We start from the raw sequence: 17,576 nt of genomic DNA, 5'->3' as shown, positions 1-17,576 counted from the left end.
CAGAACCTACATATTTACGATGTCAGCTAAGTTCCACTACACTTTGTGTTGTAAGCGTTAGCAGGAGTTGCATTGACAAGAATGCGAAGCAGCTACACGGCTTAATGTTATGAAAACTGACATAGAGAGGAGTGGGAGAATGAAGGGGAGTAAAGCTTTGGGTTCCGGAAATCCTTCATTGAAGAAGAATACCCTGGGCAAAAGAATCTGGAAAAACTGGGAGCTGTATCTGTTCATGCTTCCCGCATTGCTGTATTTCTTCATTTTTCATTACGGTCCCATGTACGGCATCCAGATTGCTTTTAAGAACTTCGTACCTTCCAAGGGGATCACGGGCAGTGAGTGGGTCGGCTTTGACCATTTCGAACGGTTCTTCAATTCCTATTTTTTCTGGGACCTGCTCTGGAACACCTTCAGCATCAGCTTCTATGAGCTTGCGATCGGGTTTCCGCTGCCGATTATTCTGGCACTTGCCTTCAATGAGGTCCGCAACGGCCCGTTCAAAAAAACGGTCCAGACCGTCACCTATGCGCCGCATTTCATTTCTGTAGTGGTTATGGCGGGAATGATCATTACTTTTTTATCACCCTCTATCGGAATGATTGTGCGGGTCATAGAGTTCCTCGGATTTCAGCCGGCACAGTTTTTGACCGATCCGGCCTGGTTCAAGACCGTGTATGTCTTCTCGGGCGTCTGGCAGAGCACCGGATGGGGGACGATTATTTATCTCGCGGCTTTGTCGGGTGTAGATCCTCAGCTGCATGAAGCAGCCATAGTGGATGGAGCGAGCCGGATCAAACGGGTGCTGCATATCAACCTGCCGACCATTATCCCTACAATTACGATCATGCTGATTTTGAACATGGGGAATATTCTGGGTCTCGGCTTTGAAAAGATTCTGCTGCTGCAGAACTCGCTCAATATGGAAGCTTCCGATGTAATCTCCACCTATGTGTACCGGGCCGGTCTTGTGAACGCCCAGTACAGCTTCTCAACGGCTGTCGGATTGTTTAACTCGGCGGTCAATGTCATTCTACTGGTTACCGTGAACCGGATTGCCAAACGGACCAGTGAGAACAGCCTCTGGTAGAAAGGAGTTGAAGTCTTTTGGTTACTGCCATGAAAGAATCCAGGGGAGATAAGCTGTTTCTGATCAGCACCTATGTTTATCTGTGTCTTGCCCTGGTGGTTGTCCTTTATCCGCTGATCTACATCCTCAGCGCTTCGATCAGCTCGCCGCAGGACGTCAATTCGGGAGCCATGTGGCTGTTCCCGAAGAATGTGACACTGGACGGCTACAAGCTGGTTTTTGAAAACCCGAAGATATGGAACGGTTATTTAAACACAATTATCTATACGGTATTAGGCACGCTGCTTAATCTTGCTGTTACCCTGCCGGCCTCTTATGCGCTAAGCAGATCTGATTTTGTCGGACGCAACCTGTTTATGGGCATCATTCTGTTCACGATGTTCTTCAGCGGCGGGCTGGTGCCGACATACCTGCTGGTCAAGAACCTGGGCCTCATTAACAGCATGGGGGCTTTGATCCTGCCGGTAGCCGCATCCGTCTGGAATATTGTCGTGGCCCGCACGTTTTTTCAGACGACGATCCCCAAAGAACTCCAGGAAGCGGCACACATTGACGGCTGTACCAACCTGAAGCTGTTCATCCGCATCATTTTACCGCTGTCGGCACCGATTGTAGCCGTTATGGCCCTGTTCTACGGTGTAGGGCACTGGAACAGCTATTTCCCGTCCCTGATTTATCTGAACGATGAAGCCAAGTATCCGCTGCAGATGGTATTACGCCAGATCCTTGTCCTTCAGGAAATGTCGGCCGAAACCACTGGCGCCGCGATTAACGGCGAAGTGGCTGTAGCAATGAACAATAAGGCAGAAACGGCATCGCTGATCAAATATGGGGTTATTGTTGTCTCCACCCTGCCGATTGTGGCTGTATATCCGTTCCTGCAGCGTTATTTTGTCCAAGGGGTCATGATTGGCTCTGTCAAAGGGTAAGTGTATAAAATCTAATGATACTACGGGAGGAATCACATTTATGCAGACCACACGTAAACCATGGAAGCTTCTGCTGTCTTCGGCCATGATCCTGGCACTGCTGGCAGGCTGCGGCAGCGGCAACTCGAATGAAGGAGCATCGGACAGCGGTGCGGCGGGAACAGAGGCCGCTGCGAATAAGGAAGGATTCCCGATTGTAAATGAACCCGTTACGCTGACCATGATGGCGCCGGATGTAGGGATTCAGAATTGGGAGAACATGGCTGTACTGCAGGAGATGCAGAAGCTCACCGGCATTACGATGGAATTCCAGAATGCGCCGAAGGACAGCTTTGAGACCAAAAAGAATCTGGTGTTTGCAAGCGGCGATTACCCGGATATCTTTTATGCTGCCGGTCTGACGACTGCAGAGCAGATGAATTATGGAGAACAGGGTATCCTGCTTCCCCTGGAGGATCTGATTGATGAATACGCCCCGAACTTCAAGGCGCTGCTGGAGGAGAATCCCGATGTCCGCAAGTCGATCACAGCACCGGACGGACATATTTATTCCCTGCCGGTCGTGGAGCTCAGCCAGCACTGGTACCGCAACCCTATGTGGTATAACGGGGATTTCCTGAAGGCCCTGAACATTGAGAAGCTTCCTGAAACGACTGAAGAGCTGTACACCTATCTGAAGCGCGTGAAAGAGGAAGATCCGAACGGTAACGGCATCGCAGACGAAATTCCGATTTCTTCGGTAACGACAACCGCTGCGAATCTCCGTGATATCCGTACATGGCTGCTGGGCGCCTTCGGCGTCTATGAGGAAGAGATTTATGTTGATGACAACGATGTTGTGCATTATACACCGCTTGAGGAAGGGTTCAAGGAGTATCTGACCTATATGAACCGTCTGTGGTCGGAAGAGCTGCTGGATCACGAGAGCTTCTCGCAGACGGCAGAACAGAAGAAGGCGAAGGCACAGGAAAACCGTGTCGCCCTGTTCTCCGACTGGCATGCTTATATGACTAAAGGCGGCGAGCCTTCAACGGAAGATCCGATGTTCGCACCGGTCCGCAGCGAATCCGTAGCCGCCCCGGCGATTGCCAAGAACAGAGGGATTACTACCGGCGCGTTCGCCATCTCTGAGAGTAACCCGAATCCTGAAGCCTCAATCCGCTGGGTGGACTACCTGTATTCCTATGAAGGCGCAACGTTCTTCAATAAAGGGCCTGAGGGAATTCTTTGGGAATACACGGACGAAGCCAACAGAGTGAAACAGTACCTGCCTGTACCGGACGGCAAGGAGATGGAAGATTACCGGGCGACCTTGACGCCTAACTACGGTATCCCGGCTCCAACCCTCTCCATGGATGATATTAATAAAGGGCTGAAAACAGATTTTGACCTTTGGGTAGAGCAGGAGACTCAGCAGAAGCTTCTTGATAAGGGGGCGCGTATTCCGTTCCCGGCCTTGTTCCTCACGGTGGAAGAGCAGACTGAAATCAGCAGTTTGAATTCGGATCTGAGCACCTATGTGAAGCAGATGGAAGCGAAGTTTATTACCGGTGCCGAGCCGCTCTCCGGCTGGGATAACTATGTGGCGACTGTCAAGAAAATGGGCGGTGAGCGTGTAGCGGAGATCAATCAGGCTGCGTACGACCGCTGGAAAGCCAACTAATTCAAGTCTTTAATGCGGAAAGGTGCTGTAAACATGATCTATAAGGATAAAACACGCCCTGTAGCGGACCGGGTACAGGATCTGCTGCAGCGCATGACAACCGGAGAGAAGGCTGGACAATTAGTCCAGCCTTTCGGGTGGCAGTGCTACGAGAAGCAGGCAGACGGTACGGTTGGCATGACGGAGGCCTTCAAACGGCAGGTTGCCGCCGGGGGCGTAGGTTCATTGTATGGTACGCTGCGTGCAGACCCGTGGACCGGTGTCACCCTGGAGACAGGCTTATCGCCGAAGGAAGGCGCGGAGGCGGTTAATGCCATTCAGGCTTATGCCATGAAGGAGAGCCGTCTCGGCATTCCCATTCTGTTCGGCGAAGAGTGCTCACACGGGCATATGGCGATTGGCGCAACTGTATTTCCGGTGCCGCTGGCTTTGGGCAGCATGTGGAATCCCGGATTATACCGGGAGATGTGCCGGGCAGTGGCACTGGAAACCCGCAGCCAGGGCGGTGCGGCGACCTATTCGCCGGTGCTTGATGTCGTGCGGGATCCGCGTTGGGGCCGGACGGAAGAGACCTTCGGGGAAGACCCGTTCCTGATTGCCGCGATGGGAGTGGAGGCGGTCAAGGGATTGCAGGGGGAACGGCTGGATGCTGAAGATTCCGTTCTGGCAACCCTGAAGCATTTCGCCGCTTACGGCAGCTCGGAAGGCGGCCGGAACTCTGCGCAGGTGCATATGGGGTACCGTGAACTGCATGAAGTAGATCTGCTTCCATTCCGCAAAGCTGTGGAAGCCGGAGCCTTGTCCATCATGACCGCCTATAACGAAATTGACGGAGTTCCCTGCACGACCAACCGTTATCTTCTGCAGGATGTACTGCGGGAACAATGGGGTTTTGACGGGTTCGTCATTACAGACTGTGGAGCGCTCGGCATGCTGACGAACGGGCATAACACAGCGGACAGCGGGGAAGCGGCAGTTGCCCAGGCGCTGCTGGCCGGGATCGATATGGAGATGTCGGGAGAGATGTTCGAGAAGCATATCTTTGACGCTATTGATCATGGAAGGCTGCGGGAGTCTGATCTGGACCGCGCGGCTGCCCGGATTCTGGAGCTGAAATTCAGGCTCGGGCTGTTTGACCGTCCCTACGCGGATCCTGAACAGGCGGAGCAGACGATAGGCAAGCCGGAGCACCGGGAGCTGGCGCGGCGTATTGCCGGCGAGAGCGTTGTTATGCTGAAGAATGAAGGCGGAATACTTCCGCTGAGCAAGGGGATCGGAAAGCTGGCAGTGATTGGGCCCAATGCAGATGCGGCGTACAATCAACTGGGCGACTATACCTCACCCCAGCCCAAAGGCGCGATTGTCACTGTGCTGGATGGAATCCGCCAGGCGCTTGGCGGCGCGCCGGACCAGGTGCTGTATGCTCCGGGCTGCCGGATTAAAGGCAATTCCCGTGAAGGCTTCGCTCATGCTCTTGCCTGTGCAGCTGAGGCTGACGCCGTTGTGATGGCCATTGGCGGCTCAAGCGCCAGAGACTTTGGCGAAGGGACGATTGATCTGCTCACCGGTGCTTCTGTCGTAACTGAACATTCCTGGAGCGATATGGAGTGCGGCGAGGGGATCGACCGCGCCACGCTGAATCTGATGGGTGTTCAGCTTGAGCTGGTCCAGGAGATCTACAAGCTGGGCAAGCCGCTCATTATCGTCTATATCAACGGCCGGCCGATCGCCGAGCCATGGATTGTAGAACATGCCGATGCCATTCTGGAAGCCTGGTATCCCGGGCAGGAAGGCGGACATGCCATCGCGGGCATTCTCTTCGGCGATGTGAATCCTTCCGGACGGCTGACAATCAGTATTCCGAAGCATGTCGGCCAGCTTCCCGTGTACTACTACAAGCGGCGGACGAGAGGCAAACGCTACCTGGAGACTGATTTCCATGCCGAATATCCGTTCGGGTTCGGCCTTAGCTTCAGCGAGTTCAAATACAGCAACTTGAGGGTAGAGCCAACCGTTATCTCTGCAGATGAGGAAGCCGCTGTCTCCGTTGATGTCACGAATGCAAGTGACCGGCAGGGCAGTGAAGTGGTTCAGCTGTATATTTCGGACCTGGCCTCCAGCATAACCCGTCCGGAGAAGCAGCTTAAAGCCTTCCGCAAGATCAGCCTCCAGCCCGGCGCTACTCAGACGGTTACGTTCAAAATCGGCAGGGAGCAGCTGGAATATGTATCGGCAGATTTAACGCGGATCGTGGAGCCGGGGGAATTTACAATCATGGCAGGCCCCCACTCCGCAGAATATTTGACGGCACCGCTTCATGTCAGAGAGGAAGGCTGAGCTATGAAACGTATGAAACGGTTTATCGGCTGGCTGGCCAAAAGGCAGTGGGCGGAGAAGATAGAGCTGAAGGAATGGAGTATGCGCAAATCACGCTACATAACACCAGGCGTATACGAGCATGAGGAGGAGCTTCATCCTCAGTACAGCATTTCCCGGCTTGACGGCGGATATGGTACTACGTATTTCCTTCAGCGCGAAATTACGCTCCCCGAGGGCTGGCCGCGTGAAGAGACTGCACTGCTCTATCTGGGCCGCGGGGAGGGACTGCTGAGTATTAACAGTGAGCCGCACCACGGCCTGGACATCAATCATTGGTTCATTCCGCTGCCTTCCGGAGCTGCCGGAGAGAAGCTGCAGCTTGGCATTGAGCTGTATGATCCGATACCCGAGCCCGAGGACCCCCTGAACCGCCAGGCGGTGATTAAGCCGCCGCTGGACGGAATTGAGATTACACTCGTCCGTGTGGATCCGCCTGTATACAACCTGCTGCATACAGTGAAGACGGCGCATGAAGCAGCCCTGCTGCTGCCTGCAGAAGATATGCGCCGCATCCGTCTCGAGAAGGCGCTTGAGCGCGTCATGGATACACTCTACATGAAAGAGGAGCTGATCCGTGACACAGCAGCTGTCGCAGATACTGAACGGCAGCTGCGTGCGGAGGTCTCGGCGCAAAGGTCAGAGGGGCTGTCCGCCGGAACGATGCACATGGTCGGCCAGTCACATATAGATATAGCCTGGCTGTGGCCGGTAAGGGAAACGGTACGCAAGGTCAGCCGGACCTTCTCTACGGTCTGCGCCCTGATGGACAAGTATCCGGATTTCCGCTACTCCCAGAGCCAGCCGCTGCTGTATGCCTTTGCCAAGGAGCATTATCCGCAGCTGTACAAACGGATTAAAGAACGGATTGCCGAAGGCCGCTGGGAGCTGGTCGGCGGCATGTGGATCGAACCCGATTTGAACATCCCCGGCGGGGAATCGCTGGTGCGGCAGATGCTGTATGGACAAGCATTCTATATGGAGGAGTTCGGCAAACGGTCTGCGATTGAATGGCTGCCCGATACCTTTGGCTACTGCGCCTCTTTACCGCAGCTGCTGAAGCAGGCCGGAATCGATTATTTCATGACCACGAAGCTCGGCTGGAATGATACCAATCCCTTCCCGCATACGCTGTTCCACTGGGTTGGTATTGACGGAACGAAAATCGTGGCCTATCAAAACCACGGGGTGAATGAGCATACTCATCCGAAGGATGTCCAGGAGCACTGGCAGGCCTATGCCCAGAAGGAGCAGCATGATGAGCTGATGCTGCTCTACGGGCATGGGGACGGCGGAGGCGGGGTTACGCATGAAATGCTGGAATATGTGGACCGTACCGGCCTGACGCCGGGCCAGCCGGTCAGCCAATTCTCTACCGCGGAGGCCTTTTTCTCGGAGATCGGCCAGCGCAAGCCGGAGCTGCCCGCGTGGCACGGTGATCTCTACCTGGAGCTTCATAGGGGGACGTTCACTACACATGCCTTTAATAAACGCAGCAACCGCAAGGCTGAAATCCTGTACCGGCAAGCCGAAATCTGGAGTGTCCTCGCGGAAAAGAGCGGACTTCTGAAGCGGCAGGAACCTGGACAACCGGAGCTTGCCGAAGGATGGAAGCTGCTGCTGCTTAACCAGTTCCATGACATTATCCCGGGGACTGCCATACCGGAAGTTTACACCACCTCGCGGGAGCAGTACGCGGAAATCTTCCGCCTGGGCCGGCAGGTGCTGGATATTTCACTCCGTGCACTGGCAGGCGGAGTGGATACCTCGGGGGAAGGCCGCCCTTATGTCGTCTTCAACAGCCTGGGCTGGGAGCGAACCGGGCTGATACGCATTGAGGGCGACAGCAATCTGACCACGCTACAGGCGTTTGATGAGGACGGCCTGCTGGACAGCGAATGCTGGAACACGGATGGCGCCGGCGGCCATTATACGCTGGCCGTCCGGGTCCGCAAGGTCCCTGCTTTCGGCTGCCGGACATTCTGGCTGCGGAAGGCTGCTGAACAGCATAACCCGCCCGCGGATGTCAGCGCGGGAAGCGTCTTCCCGGAGCAATGGGAGACAGAGCATTATATTCTTAAATTTAATGAAGACGGCGAAATCAGCCGCTGGTATGACAAAAGTGCCGGCCGGGAGCTGCTTCAGCCCGGGCTGACCGGCAACCAGCTGCAGTTCTTCCATGACACCCCGCCTTTATGGGATGCCTGGGACCTCGACCCGCGGTATGAACAGCAGCCTGCCGGCCGGGCGAAGCTGCTGGACCGGCAGGTACTGGTCAGCGGACCTCTGCTGACGGTGCTGAAATTTCGCTGGCAGCTGAATGAATCCCTGATTGAGCAGGAGATAACACTGCCCCGGTACAGCCGCAGAGTAGATTTCCAGACCCGGGTAGACTGGAAAGAGCAGCACAAGGTGCTTAAGGCGGCTTTTCCGGTGGACATTGTAGCCTCGAAGGCTGCGTATGAGATTCCGTTCGGAGCCCTGGACCGTCCGACTCACCGCAACACCAGCTGGGAACAGGCTCAATTTGAGGTCTGCGGCCACCGATGGGCGGATTTGTCTGAGGGAAGCTATGGCGTCAGTCTGCTGAATGACTGTAAATACGGCTACGATATCCATGACGGAGTGATGCGCCTCTCGCTGCTGCGCGCGCCCCGCTGGCCTGACCGCTACGCGGATCAGGGTGAGCATGAATTTACGTACTCTCTCTATCCGCACAATGGCGAATGGCGCCAGGCGGGGGTTGTACGTGAAGCTGCAGAGCTGAACGAACCATTGCTTGCAATCAGCGAGGAGGCTCATTCCGGAAGTATTCCCGGTACCTGCGCCTGGCTTGGTTTTCAGAGCGGGCATGTCATGCTTGATACGATTAAGCATGCAGAGGACGGCAGCGGAACGATTGTCCGGCTGTATGAATCCTCAGGAAGCCGGGATACGGCTGTACTTGACTGGAAAGCCGATGATACCCGCGTCTGCCGTGTAAATCTGCTGGAGACGGAGACGGGCCCTGTGGAGACTTCCGGTGGAGTTACCAGGCTTTCTTTTAAACCTTACGAGGTCCAAACGATCAAACTATACCATGAACAACATTCGCAGGAGGAATAGACATGCAAATCACAAGACATCCAAACAATCCGATTGTCGTCCCGGGGGGCTATGAATGGCGCAAGGTTACGGTCTTTAATCCTGCGGTCATTATCGATAACGGGAAATTCTATATGATCGAGCGCACCGCAGGTTCCCTGACCCCGTGCAAGAACTTTTTGGGCCTCCTGGAGAGCGAGGACGGCGTAAACTTCACCCATGTGAAGGATGAGCCGATTGTGACGCCTGATATGCTGGGCTTTCCGTACGGCAGTGTGCAGGACCCGCGGATTGTCAAAATCGACGGAATCTTTTATATGAACTATGCCCTGCGCCCCTGCGCCATGAGCTACTATCCTACCGGGGCAGGGGTTCCTGAGCGCTCCATTCCGGAATACCCGGACGGCTGGGGGGAAGAGGAGGGGCACTGGCTGACACGCTCCTCCATTCTGAAATCGGATAATCTGCTGGACTGGGAGTTTGTGGCGGATACGACACCGCTGGATATCAATGACCGTGACAATATTCTGTTCCCTGAGAAAATCGGCGGCAAATTCGTGCTGCTGCGCCGTCCCGAAGAATACGTGGGCGAAGCCTACGGAACCGAGAAGGCAGCTATGTGGATCACTTACTCTGAGGATCTTATCCACTGGGAAGAGCCCAAGCTGCTTGCCAAAGCCGGGAACCTGTCCTGGGAATCGCGGAAAATCGGGGGCTCCACGCCACCGATTCGTACAGACAAGGGCTGGCTGGTGCTCTATCACGGCGTCGATGAGGACATCGTCTACCGTGTAGGGGCTATGCTGCTTGATCTGGAACAGCCCGAGAAAATCATTGCCCGGACACATAACTTCATTATGGAGCCGGAGACGTATTATGAGAAATTCGGGTTCCAGATTCCAAATGTTATTTTCCCGACAGGAAATGTGGTTAAAGACGGACTGCTCTATATCTATTACGGGGTGACAGACACTGCGATCGCGCTTGCGACCGTTCCGCTGAACGATCTGGTGGAGCATATTCTGAAGGAAGCGCAGTAACCAAATAACCCCACAAAGCTCACCTTGGCTTGTAGAGTAGCTCAGGTACTTTGTGGAGCCGTGAATATATGAGTTATCTTTTCGTGTGCGGAAGATCCGCAATCTATACCGGTCTTTTCGCAGCAGTTCCCTTCGAGGCGTAGTCCTTGCGGTACTGCCCAGGCGTCAGGCCGGTTTCTTTTTTGAACTTGCGGATAAAGTTCGGCGCATCCAGATAGCCTACCTGCTCAATAATCTCCTTAAGCGGTGCGCTCGTATTCTCCAGCAGCCGGATGACCTCATCCACCCGCCGCTGCCAGATATACTGTGAGAAATTGCTGCCGGTCTTCTCCTTGAAGCTCCGGCTTAAATAAGAGGTCGAAATGGAGAACTTGAGCGCTACATGCTCCAGGCTGAGTGTATAATCCGCGAATTGCTGGTCCACATAAGCCAGGATGTCGTCCATTAATGAGGACTCGCTTGTCTCTGTATTCCGTTCAACCTGCTCACAGATCGCGGAAGCCAGGGAGCGAAGGCGGCTTTCCAGCTCTTCGAGCGTATCGAAGGTGGTGAGCCCCGCAATGTCTGCGAATACCTCATCCATACCGAGCTCGGAGGCGGTGCGTAAAAAGGCATTCAGCAAATCAAAGCAGATGCATCGCAGCAGATGAACCGGCAGCGGCTCATCCCTGATTGTATCAATGATGTCGGCGATCAACTGGACAGTTACCGATTCACTGCCCTGCTTAAGGCTCTGCTCCAGCTTCAGCATGGATTTACGAGGAATCCAGAAGCTCTCGGCGGCAGGAGGATTCAGCTCGGTCAGCTGTTCAAAGTAAGTCACCTGCCCGCTGCGCCGGATCATCCGGTGCTCCAGCGCTGCTGCGGCTTCGATGAAGGACTGGTTAAGCTGGGCCAGGTCTCTGTAGGCCATGCCGACACCGATGCTTAACCCAAGCCCGGAATGTTCACTGATCACAGCCTGAATCCCTTCAATAACCTGTTCCATGGTGCTCTGAACCGGCCCGGCCTGACCGCCGGGAAGTGAAATAATGAGGGCGAACTGGTCCTTGGTCGAGAATTCGACACCGAAGATCTGGGCACCCGGACCGGGCAGGCAGATATTGCTGAGCATTTCCTGTACCTGAAGGCGTTCTTGCGGAGAACCGGTAGCCGGTGCAGCGTTATCCCAGGACAGGATCGCCGAGAAGTAGAGGCCTTGTCCCTGAGGATGCTTGAGGCCTGCGCTGAGAATCATCTGCTCGATCTCGGGATCATCCGGCTTGCCGTGCTTGAGCAGCAGCAGCATGCACTGATTACGGACAAAAGGCTCCTGCAGGTCAATTCTTGCACTGTAGTCATGGAGCGTCTGCCGGATCCACTCCCATTCACTCCGCAGCTTCATCGTCTCGTTGCCGCTGCCTCTCAGTTTGGCGAACTCCATCAGATCCTTGATCGGATGGTACTGCCGTTTGGCTAGCAGCAGTGCGGCGGCAATGCCGGTGATGACTGTAATACAGAAAACGAGCGTAATCAGGGTCTGAACATGCGCAACCCGGCTGAAAAACTGGTAGCTTGGCATCGTGGTCACATAGTTCCAGCCATTCTCTTCGGACCGGATTGAGACTACGGAGTACTGTTCACCGTCCATATTGAGATTATGTATACCCGGCTCAAGCGTGGACAGGGTGCTGAGCTCTTCCCGTGGCAGGCTGATGCCGTGGCTGTTCGCAGTCAGCACCTCACCGCTGGCCCCGAAGATATAACTGCTCCCCGAAAAATCGCTGAGAATCGAATCCATGACACCGGTCAGCTTCGATTCCTTCATCAGATACACAACGGTTCCATAGGGAAACGGGTCATTCGGTTTAACCGGGACCAGCATAACCAGCATGGATTCCTGGCGGGAGTTGACCGTTACATTCTCCGCCGGACGCATTACGGGCTGGGTCGTTTCGTTAAGGGTCTGGCGTATATTTTCCGGTGTCCAGTGCTCGAACTGGTAGAGGGTATTAAATGTCACATTAAGGTCGGTCAGGCCGCGGTAGGAATAAATATTGGAATCGTCATGGAAGTACAGGAAGAGGTCTTCCGTAATGCTGCTGCTTGCTTTGTAGTTAGCCAGCGCCTGGATAGCCTCGAGGCTGTAGTAGGGATGTCTTACCATGTAAGGTGTCAGATGATTATCATAGGCTATTCTGCCTGAAATCTCCTGCAGCTCGACCATACGGGTATCTATCGTATTCTTCACCTGGGTGAGCTGGTTGACATTCGATTGTTCAATTTCGACCCGCAGGCCCTTTACAGCGTTTTCATAAACAAAGATCGTTACGGCAGTTAAAGGGATCAGAAAGATGAGGATATAAGAAAAAGCATACTTCAGCAGAAGTTTGGATTTAAGATGATTCCAATTGAGCCGGAATCTGGCGAACAAGGATGACTTGGGTGCAGGATTTGCCATTAAACGTCCCTCCAGTGTTAAAATGTTCATTCAAATTAGAGATATTTAAATAATAAACACTGTTCTCTTTCTGAGCAATCTTATGCTAATATAAACATTATAACATTATAATCTTTAATATGGAGCAGCAAATTATGTTCATATTCAAAAAAATGCTGCTATCCGGTTCAATGAGGAGATGGGAGAAGTGGGCACAGAGAATGTGCTGCGCAATTTGCAGCTTGTGGACGGGCAGATGGTGGATATCACCATCCGGGACGGTATCATCACTGCTATTACACCGCCAGGCCAGGCTGAAGGAGAAACCGGGCAGGATTGTTCGGGACTATATGTATCAAGCGGGTGGATTGATCTGCATGTGCATGCCGTACCTGACTTTGACCCCTATGGCGATGAGATTGATGAAATCGGTGTGAAGCGAGGGGTAACGGCGCTGGTCGATGCCGGAAGCTGCGGTGCAGACCGGATCGGACTTTTTTATAAGGAGAGTCTGAAGGCGGCTACACAGGTATTTGCTTTCTTGAATATTTCACGCATTGGTCTGGAACGGACGGATGAGCTGTCGCGGCTGGAGTGGATTGACCTGCCCAAAGCGGCGGAGGCGGTACAGGCTTATCCTGATTTCATTGTCGGCCTGAAAGCGCGCATCAGCCAAAGTGTCGTCAAAGACAGCGGTATTCAGCCGCTCAAGCTGGCACGCAGACTGTCGGAGGATACCGGGCTTCCCCTCATGGTACATATCGGTTCTGCTCCGCCGGCTATTTCCGAAGTGCTTGAGCTGCTGCAGCCGGGCGATGTGATCACCCATTACCTTAACGGCAAGGCCAATAACCTGTTCCATACGGACGGCACACCGCTGCAAGGACTGCTGGATGCAGCTGCCCGCGGGGTTCATCTGGATGTCGGACATGGTACTGCAAGCTTCTCCTTCCGGATCGCTGAGCAGGCGAAAAAATCCGGCATTGCGCTGAATACCATCAGTACAGATATTTACCGGGGCAACCGTCTGAACGGACCGGTGTACAGTATGTCGGACGTGCTGACGAAGTTTCTCTGTCTCGGCTACAATCTGGAGGAGGTCATCCGTGCGGTTACAAGCAATGCTGCAGAGTGGCTGGGCAAGAAAGAGCTTGCCGGAATCAGAGTAGGGCAGCAGGCCAACCTGACCCTATTTGCAGTAGAGGCGGGAGAGAAGCGACTGAGAGACTCGGAAGGCGAGGTCCGGGTCGCACACCACTATATTGAGGCTAAAGGAGTCTATACAAATGGATCACTCATTACATGCTAGATACGGATTGAAGCGCGTTATCAATGCCAGCGGAAGAATGAGCATTCTGGGAGTGTCCGCTCCAACGGATACAGTCATGGAGGCGATGAAGCAGGGCGGACAGAAGTATGTGGAAATTGCCGACCTGGTGGATAAATCCGGAGAGTATATTGCCCGGCTGCTCGGCTCTGAAGGGGCGGCAGTCGTAAATTCGGCATCCAGCGGGATTGCGCTGTCGGTAGCGGCCATCGTCACCGGCGGTGATCCGCGCCTTAGCCTGAGGCTGCATCAGGAGCCGGTACTGAAGAACGAGATTATTATGCTGAAGGGCCATAATGTGCAATACGGGGCTCCGGTAGAAACGATGGTATTTCTTGGGGGGGGCCGGGTGGTGGAGGCCGGATACGCCAACGAAGGCCGCAAAGAGCATATTGAACAGGCCATCGGTGAGCGAACCGCAGCCATCCTCTATGTGAAATCCCATCATGCCGTCCAGAAGAACATGATTTCCGTTGAAGAGGCCTGGGAGGTTGCAGAGCGCAGGGGAGTGCCGCTGATCGTCGATGCGGCGGCGGAAGAGGATCTGCACAAATATGTCCGGTATTCCGACCTGGCTATCTACAGCGGTTCCAAGGCTGTTGAAGGTCCGACTTCAGGCATTGTCGCCGGCAAAAAGAAATACATTGAATGGCTGAAAGTCCAGCTTCACGGGATCGGCCGCAGCATGAAGGTCGGCAAGGAGACAACCTTCGGACTGCTTCAGGCACTGGATGAATACCAGGACAGGGCTGACAACAGCGGGGCGGAGAAGCAGGCGCTGGAGGCGCTTAAGCCGCTGGAAGAGCTCGCCGGAGTATCTGTCCGCATCGTGCAGGATGAAGCAGGCCGGGCAATATTCCGCGGCCGCATCCAGATTGATGCCGCCGCTGCCGGAGTGGATGCCAAGACCGTCAATGACAGTCTGCGTGAAGGTGAGATTGCGGTATATACGCGGGACTATGGCGTAAAGCAGGGGTATTTTGATATCGATCCAAGATCTCTGCAGGGAGACGATCTTCAGATTATTGTATGCAGAATAAGCGAGATTGCAGGGGGCGACCGTAATGAGTAATATCCAGCAGCGTTTATATAAGAACAGAGCCGCACTTAATGTGCTGGCCGGCAGCATTGAGAATGCCAGGGATGTATTTGCGGCAGCAGAAGGGCATGTCCTGGTAGGTGTGCTCTCCAAAAATTATCCGACTGCAGAGGAAGCTGCGGCTGCTATGATTCAATACGGCCAGGCGATCGAGGATGCCGTGTCCATCGGACTGGGAGCGGGAGATAACCGCCAGGCAGCAGTGGTAGCGGAGATTGCCAAAAGCTATCCCGGCAGCCACATCAATCAGGTATTTCCGGCAGTCGGGGCAACCCGCGCTAATCTGGGAGCCGGGGACAGCTGGATCAACAGCCTGGTTTCCCCCTGCGGCAAGCCGGGCTATCTAAATATATCGACCGGCCCGGTCAGCTCGGGAGCCGGCCGGCAAGCTATCGTTCCGGTTGAAGCTGCCATTGCTCTGGTACGTGATATGGGCGGTAATGCGCTGAAGTATTTCCCGATGCAGGGACTGAAGCTGGAAGAAGAATACCGTGCGGTTGCCAAGGCCTGCGGAGAAGCCGGGTTTGCCCTTGAGCCTACGGGCGGAATTGATATGGATAATTTCGGACCGATTCTGGAAATTGCCCTTCAGGCAGGGGTGCCGCAGGTAATTCCGCATGTCTATTCCTCGATTATTGATCCGCAGACCGGGAATACGAATGTCGAGGATGTCCGCAGACTGCTCGATATGATGAAATCGCTGGTGGACCAGTATGCCTAGGGTCGCTGCATTTGGCGAAGTAATGATGCGGCTGCAGGTTCCGGGCTATGAAACGCTGGTCCAGAGCAGCAGACTGGAATACTCTTTTTCCGGGACCGGAGTTAATGTAACGGCGGCACTGGCCCGGTATGGCCATAACGGTGCCCTCATAACTACCCTGCCGGAAACGCCTGTTGGTGAAGCGGCTATCGCTTACCTGCGCAAGCTCGGAGTGAATACGTCACTGATCAGCAGGGGCGGCAGGCATCTGGGAATGTATTTTCTGGAAAATGGTTTCGGCGCCCGCCCCGGCAGAGTCACCTACACAGACCGGCTGGGCAGCAGCTTTAATACGGCCGAAGCAGACAGCTATAATATGAGCGGACTTGCCGCCAGTGTGGATGTACTACATTTATGCGGCATTACGCTGGCCATGAATGAAGAAGTACGCAGACAGATGAAGCAGCTCGCTGCAGAGGTGAAACGCGCCGGAGGCAAGGTCGTTTTTGACTGCAATTACCGGCCTGCACTATGGGGAACAGACGGCTATACCAAGGCCCGGCGGCATTATGAGGATTTGCTTACGCTGGCGGATACCGTGATGATGAATGAGAAGGATGCGCAGTTTATCCTTGGCACAGGTACGGGAGAATATGATAGAATAACACAGTTGAAGCAGGCCATTCCTGAAGTGGCCGAACGCTTCGGAATCGGAACGGCAGCGGGAACGCACCGTGAGATTAACGCTGATAATACGCATTCCTTAACCGGATATATTTATCATCAAGGTACGTTCGAATTCTCCCGTAAGCTGACCTTTCCTGTGTTTGACCGGATTGGCGCCGGCGATGCCTTTGCCAGTGCCGTCATTCATGGGGAACTGCAGCAGTACCCGCATCAGCATACCGTGAACCTGGCAGCGGCGGCAGCAATGCTGGCCCACACCGTGCAAGGCGATACGGCGCTTTTTACCGAGGCTGAAGTGGTGCGGGCGATGTCAGACCATACCTTAGATGTTGAAAGGTAGTGAACGGCGCGTGTCCCTGAAACGCAAGCAAGGCCCTTTATATCAGCAGATTCAAAAAATCCTTAAAGACCGCATTCTGCACGGTGTCTACCCTCTGGGGAGCATTATCCCTTCCGAGCCGCAGCTGGAAAAGGAATTCGGTGTCAGCAAAATGACGGTCCGCGGTGCGGTCCAGGAGCTGTCCCGGGAAGGTTATGTACAGAAAAAAAGCGGCGTTGGCACGATTGTTATGCGCAATACCTCTTATCAGAAGCTTTCCAAGGGCAAAAGATTTACAGAGCTGCTCGTCGAAGAGGGCCATAAGCTGGAAAAAAAACTGCTGGCATCTAAGCTCATTACAAACGATGACGGCTCGGAGGAATATGATCTCTGCGGCCCGTATTGCCAGCGGATCGAACGGCTCTATATTCTGAACGGGCAGCCTTACATTCATCTCATACATTTCCTTACAGCAGACGCGCTGCCGGATGGGGACGCCAAAAACATAGGTGATGATATCCAGTCGCTGTATGACTCTCTGGAGGAGAACGACATTGTACTTGAGAACTTTAAGGACCGTTTTTTTGTGGAACCGGCACCTCCTGAGGTATGTAATCTGCTTGGTCTCCCGCCGGGGACGCATGTGCTCAAACGCCTGCGCAACTCCTACGACGGGGAAGGCCGGCTGATCGAACACAGCATCGGCTGCTATAATACGGAGCTTCATCATTACCTGGTCAGTTATGATACGTGAGACTGACGTATTGAGGTAACACTAATAAAAGTATCATTTCTCCGGACTCCCGCTGGCTGCAGCGGGGGTCCTTTTTATACAGATTGGAG

The 17,576-nt window shown here is 54.1% G+C and carries 12 protein-coding genes; 11 read left to right on the top strand and 1 reads right to left on the bottom strand.

The features are described from left to right. The first annotated feature begins 139 nt into the window (after positions 1–139). Genes BN3772_RS27035 through BN3772_RS27010 form a run of 6 tightly spaced genes read left to right on the top strand, consistent with a single transcriptional unit; the run spans position 140 to position 10,182 of the window. Positions 140–1,090, top strand: coding sequence for an ABC transporter permease (locus BN3772_RS27035; RefSeq protein WP_042203457.1), 951 nt, complete (start codon positions 140–142; stop codon positions 1,088–1,090). Between the two features lie 17 nt (positions 1,091–1,107). Further along, positions 1,108–2,019, top strand: a complete 912-nt coding sequence (locus tag BN3772_RS27030) for a carbohydrate ABC transporter permease (protein WP_042203455.1) — start codon at positions 1,108–1,110, stop codon at positions 2,017–2,019. 40 nt (positions 2,020–2,059) lie between these two features. Continuing rightward, positions 2,060–3,682 (top strand): extracellular solute-binding protein, encoded by a 1,623-nt coding sequence (locus tag BN3772_RS27025; RefSeq protein ID WP_042203453.1) that lies wholly within the window; start codon positions 2,060–2,062, stop codon positions 3,680–3,682. A gap of 33 nt (positions 3,683–3,715) precedes the next feature. After that, entirely contained in the window at positions 3,716–6,019 is a 2,304-nt protein-coding gene (locus tag BN3772_RS27020; protein WP_042203452.1) for a glycoside hydrolase family 3 N-terminal domain-containing protein, read from the top strand. Positions 6,020–6,022: 3 nt separating this feature from the next. Further along, positions 6,023–9,163, top strand: a complete 3,141-nt coding sequence (locus tag BN3772_RS27015; RefSeq protein ID WP_042203451.1) for an alpha-mannosidase — start codon at positions 6,023–6,025, stop codon at positions 9,161–9,163. A gap of 2 nt (positions 9,164–9,165) precedes the next feature. Further along, a complete protein-coding gene (locus BN3772_RS27010; protein WP_042203450.1) occupies positions 9,166–10,182 on the top strand; it encodes a glycoside hydrolase family 130 protein in 1,017 nt (338 codons plus the stop codon). Positions 10,183–10,285: 103 nt separating this feature from the next. Here BN3772_RS27010 and BN3772_RS27005 read toward each other — a convergent pair whose 3' ends face one another. After that, positions 10,286–12,622, bottom strand: a complete 2,337-nt coding sequence (locus BN3772_RS27005; protein WP_042203449.1) for a helix-turn-helix domain-containing protein — start codon at positions 12,620–12,622, stop codon at positions 10,286–10,288. Positions 12,623–12,800: 178 nt separating this feature from the next. On the opposite strand from BN3772_RS27005, the gene BN3772_RS27000 reads away from it, so the two are divergent. The 5 genes from BN3772_RS27000 to BN3772_RS26980 are packed head-to-tail and all read left to right on the top strand — an operon-like array spanning position 12,801 to position 17,487. Further along, positions 12,801–13,910 (top strand): amidohydrolase/deacetylase family metallohydrolase, encoded by a 1,110-nt coding sequence (locus BN3772_RS27000; protein WP_042203448.1) that lies wholly within the window; start codon positions 12,801–12,803, stop codon positions 13,908–13,910. Continuing rightward, positions 13,888–15,000: a DgaE family pyridoxal phosphate-dependent ammonia lyase gene (locus BN3772_RS26995; protein WP_042203447.1), complete on the top strand. Its 1,113-nt coding sequence runs from the start codon at positions 13,888–13,890 to the stop codon at positions 14,998–15,000. The genes BN3772_RS27000 and BN3772_RS26995 overlap by 23 nt, the downstream gene beginning before the upstream one ends. Then, a complete protein-coding gene (dagF, locus tag BN3772_RS26990) occupies positions 14,993–15,748 on the top strand; it encodes a 2-dehydro-3-deoxy-phosphogluconate aldolase (protein WP_042203446.1) in 756 nt (251 codons plus the stop codon). The genes BN3772_RS26995 and dagF overlap by 8 nt, the downstream gene beginning before the upstream one ends. After that, positions 15,741–16,754, top strand: coding sequence for a sugar kinase (locus BN3772_RS26985; protein ID WP_042203445.1), 1,014 nt, complete (start codon positions 15,741–15,743; stop codon positions 16,752–16,754). The genes dagF and BN3772_RS26985 overlap by 8 nt, the downstream gene beginning before the upstream one ends. Continuing rightward, positions 16,741–17,487 (top strand): GntR family transcriptional regulator, encoded by a 747-nt coding sequence (locus BN3772_RS26980; RefSeq protein WP_209443713.1) that lies wholly within the window; start codon positions 16,741–16,743, stop codon positions 17,485–17,487. Before BN3772_RS26985 ends, BN3772_RS26980 begins: the two co-directional genes overlap by 14 nt. The last annotated feature ends 89 nt before the right edge of the window (positions 17,488–17,576 follow it).

It is taken from the genome of Paenibacillus camerounensis, from assembly GCF_000723885.1.
Lineage (GTDB): Bacteria > Bacillota > Bacilli > Paenibacillales > Paenibacillaceae > Paenibacillus_AQ > Paenibacillus_AQ camerounensis.
The sequence above is the reverse complement of the archived record's forward strand: the minus strand, read 5'-3'. Positions and strand labels throughout refer to the sequence as shown.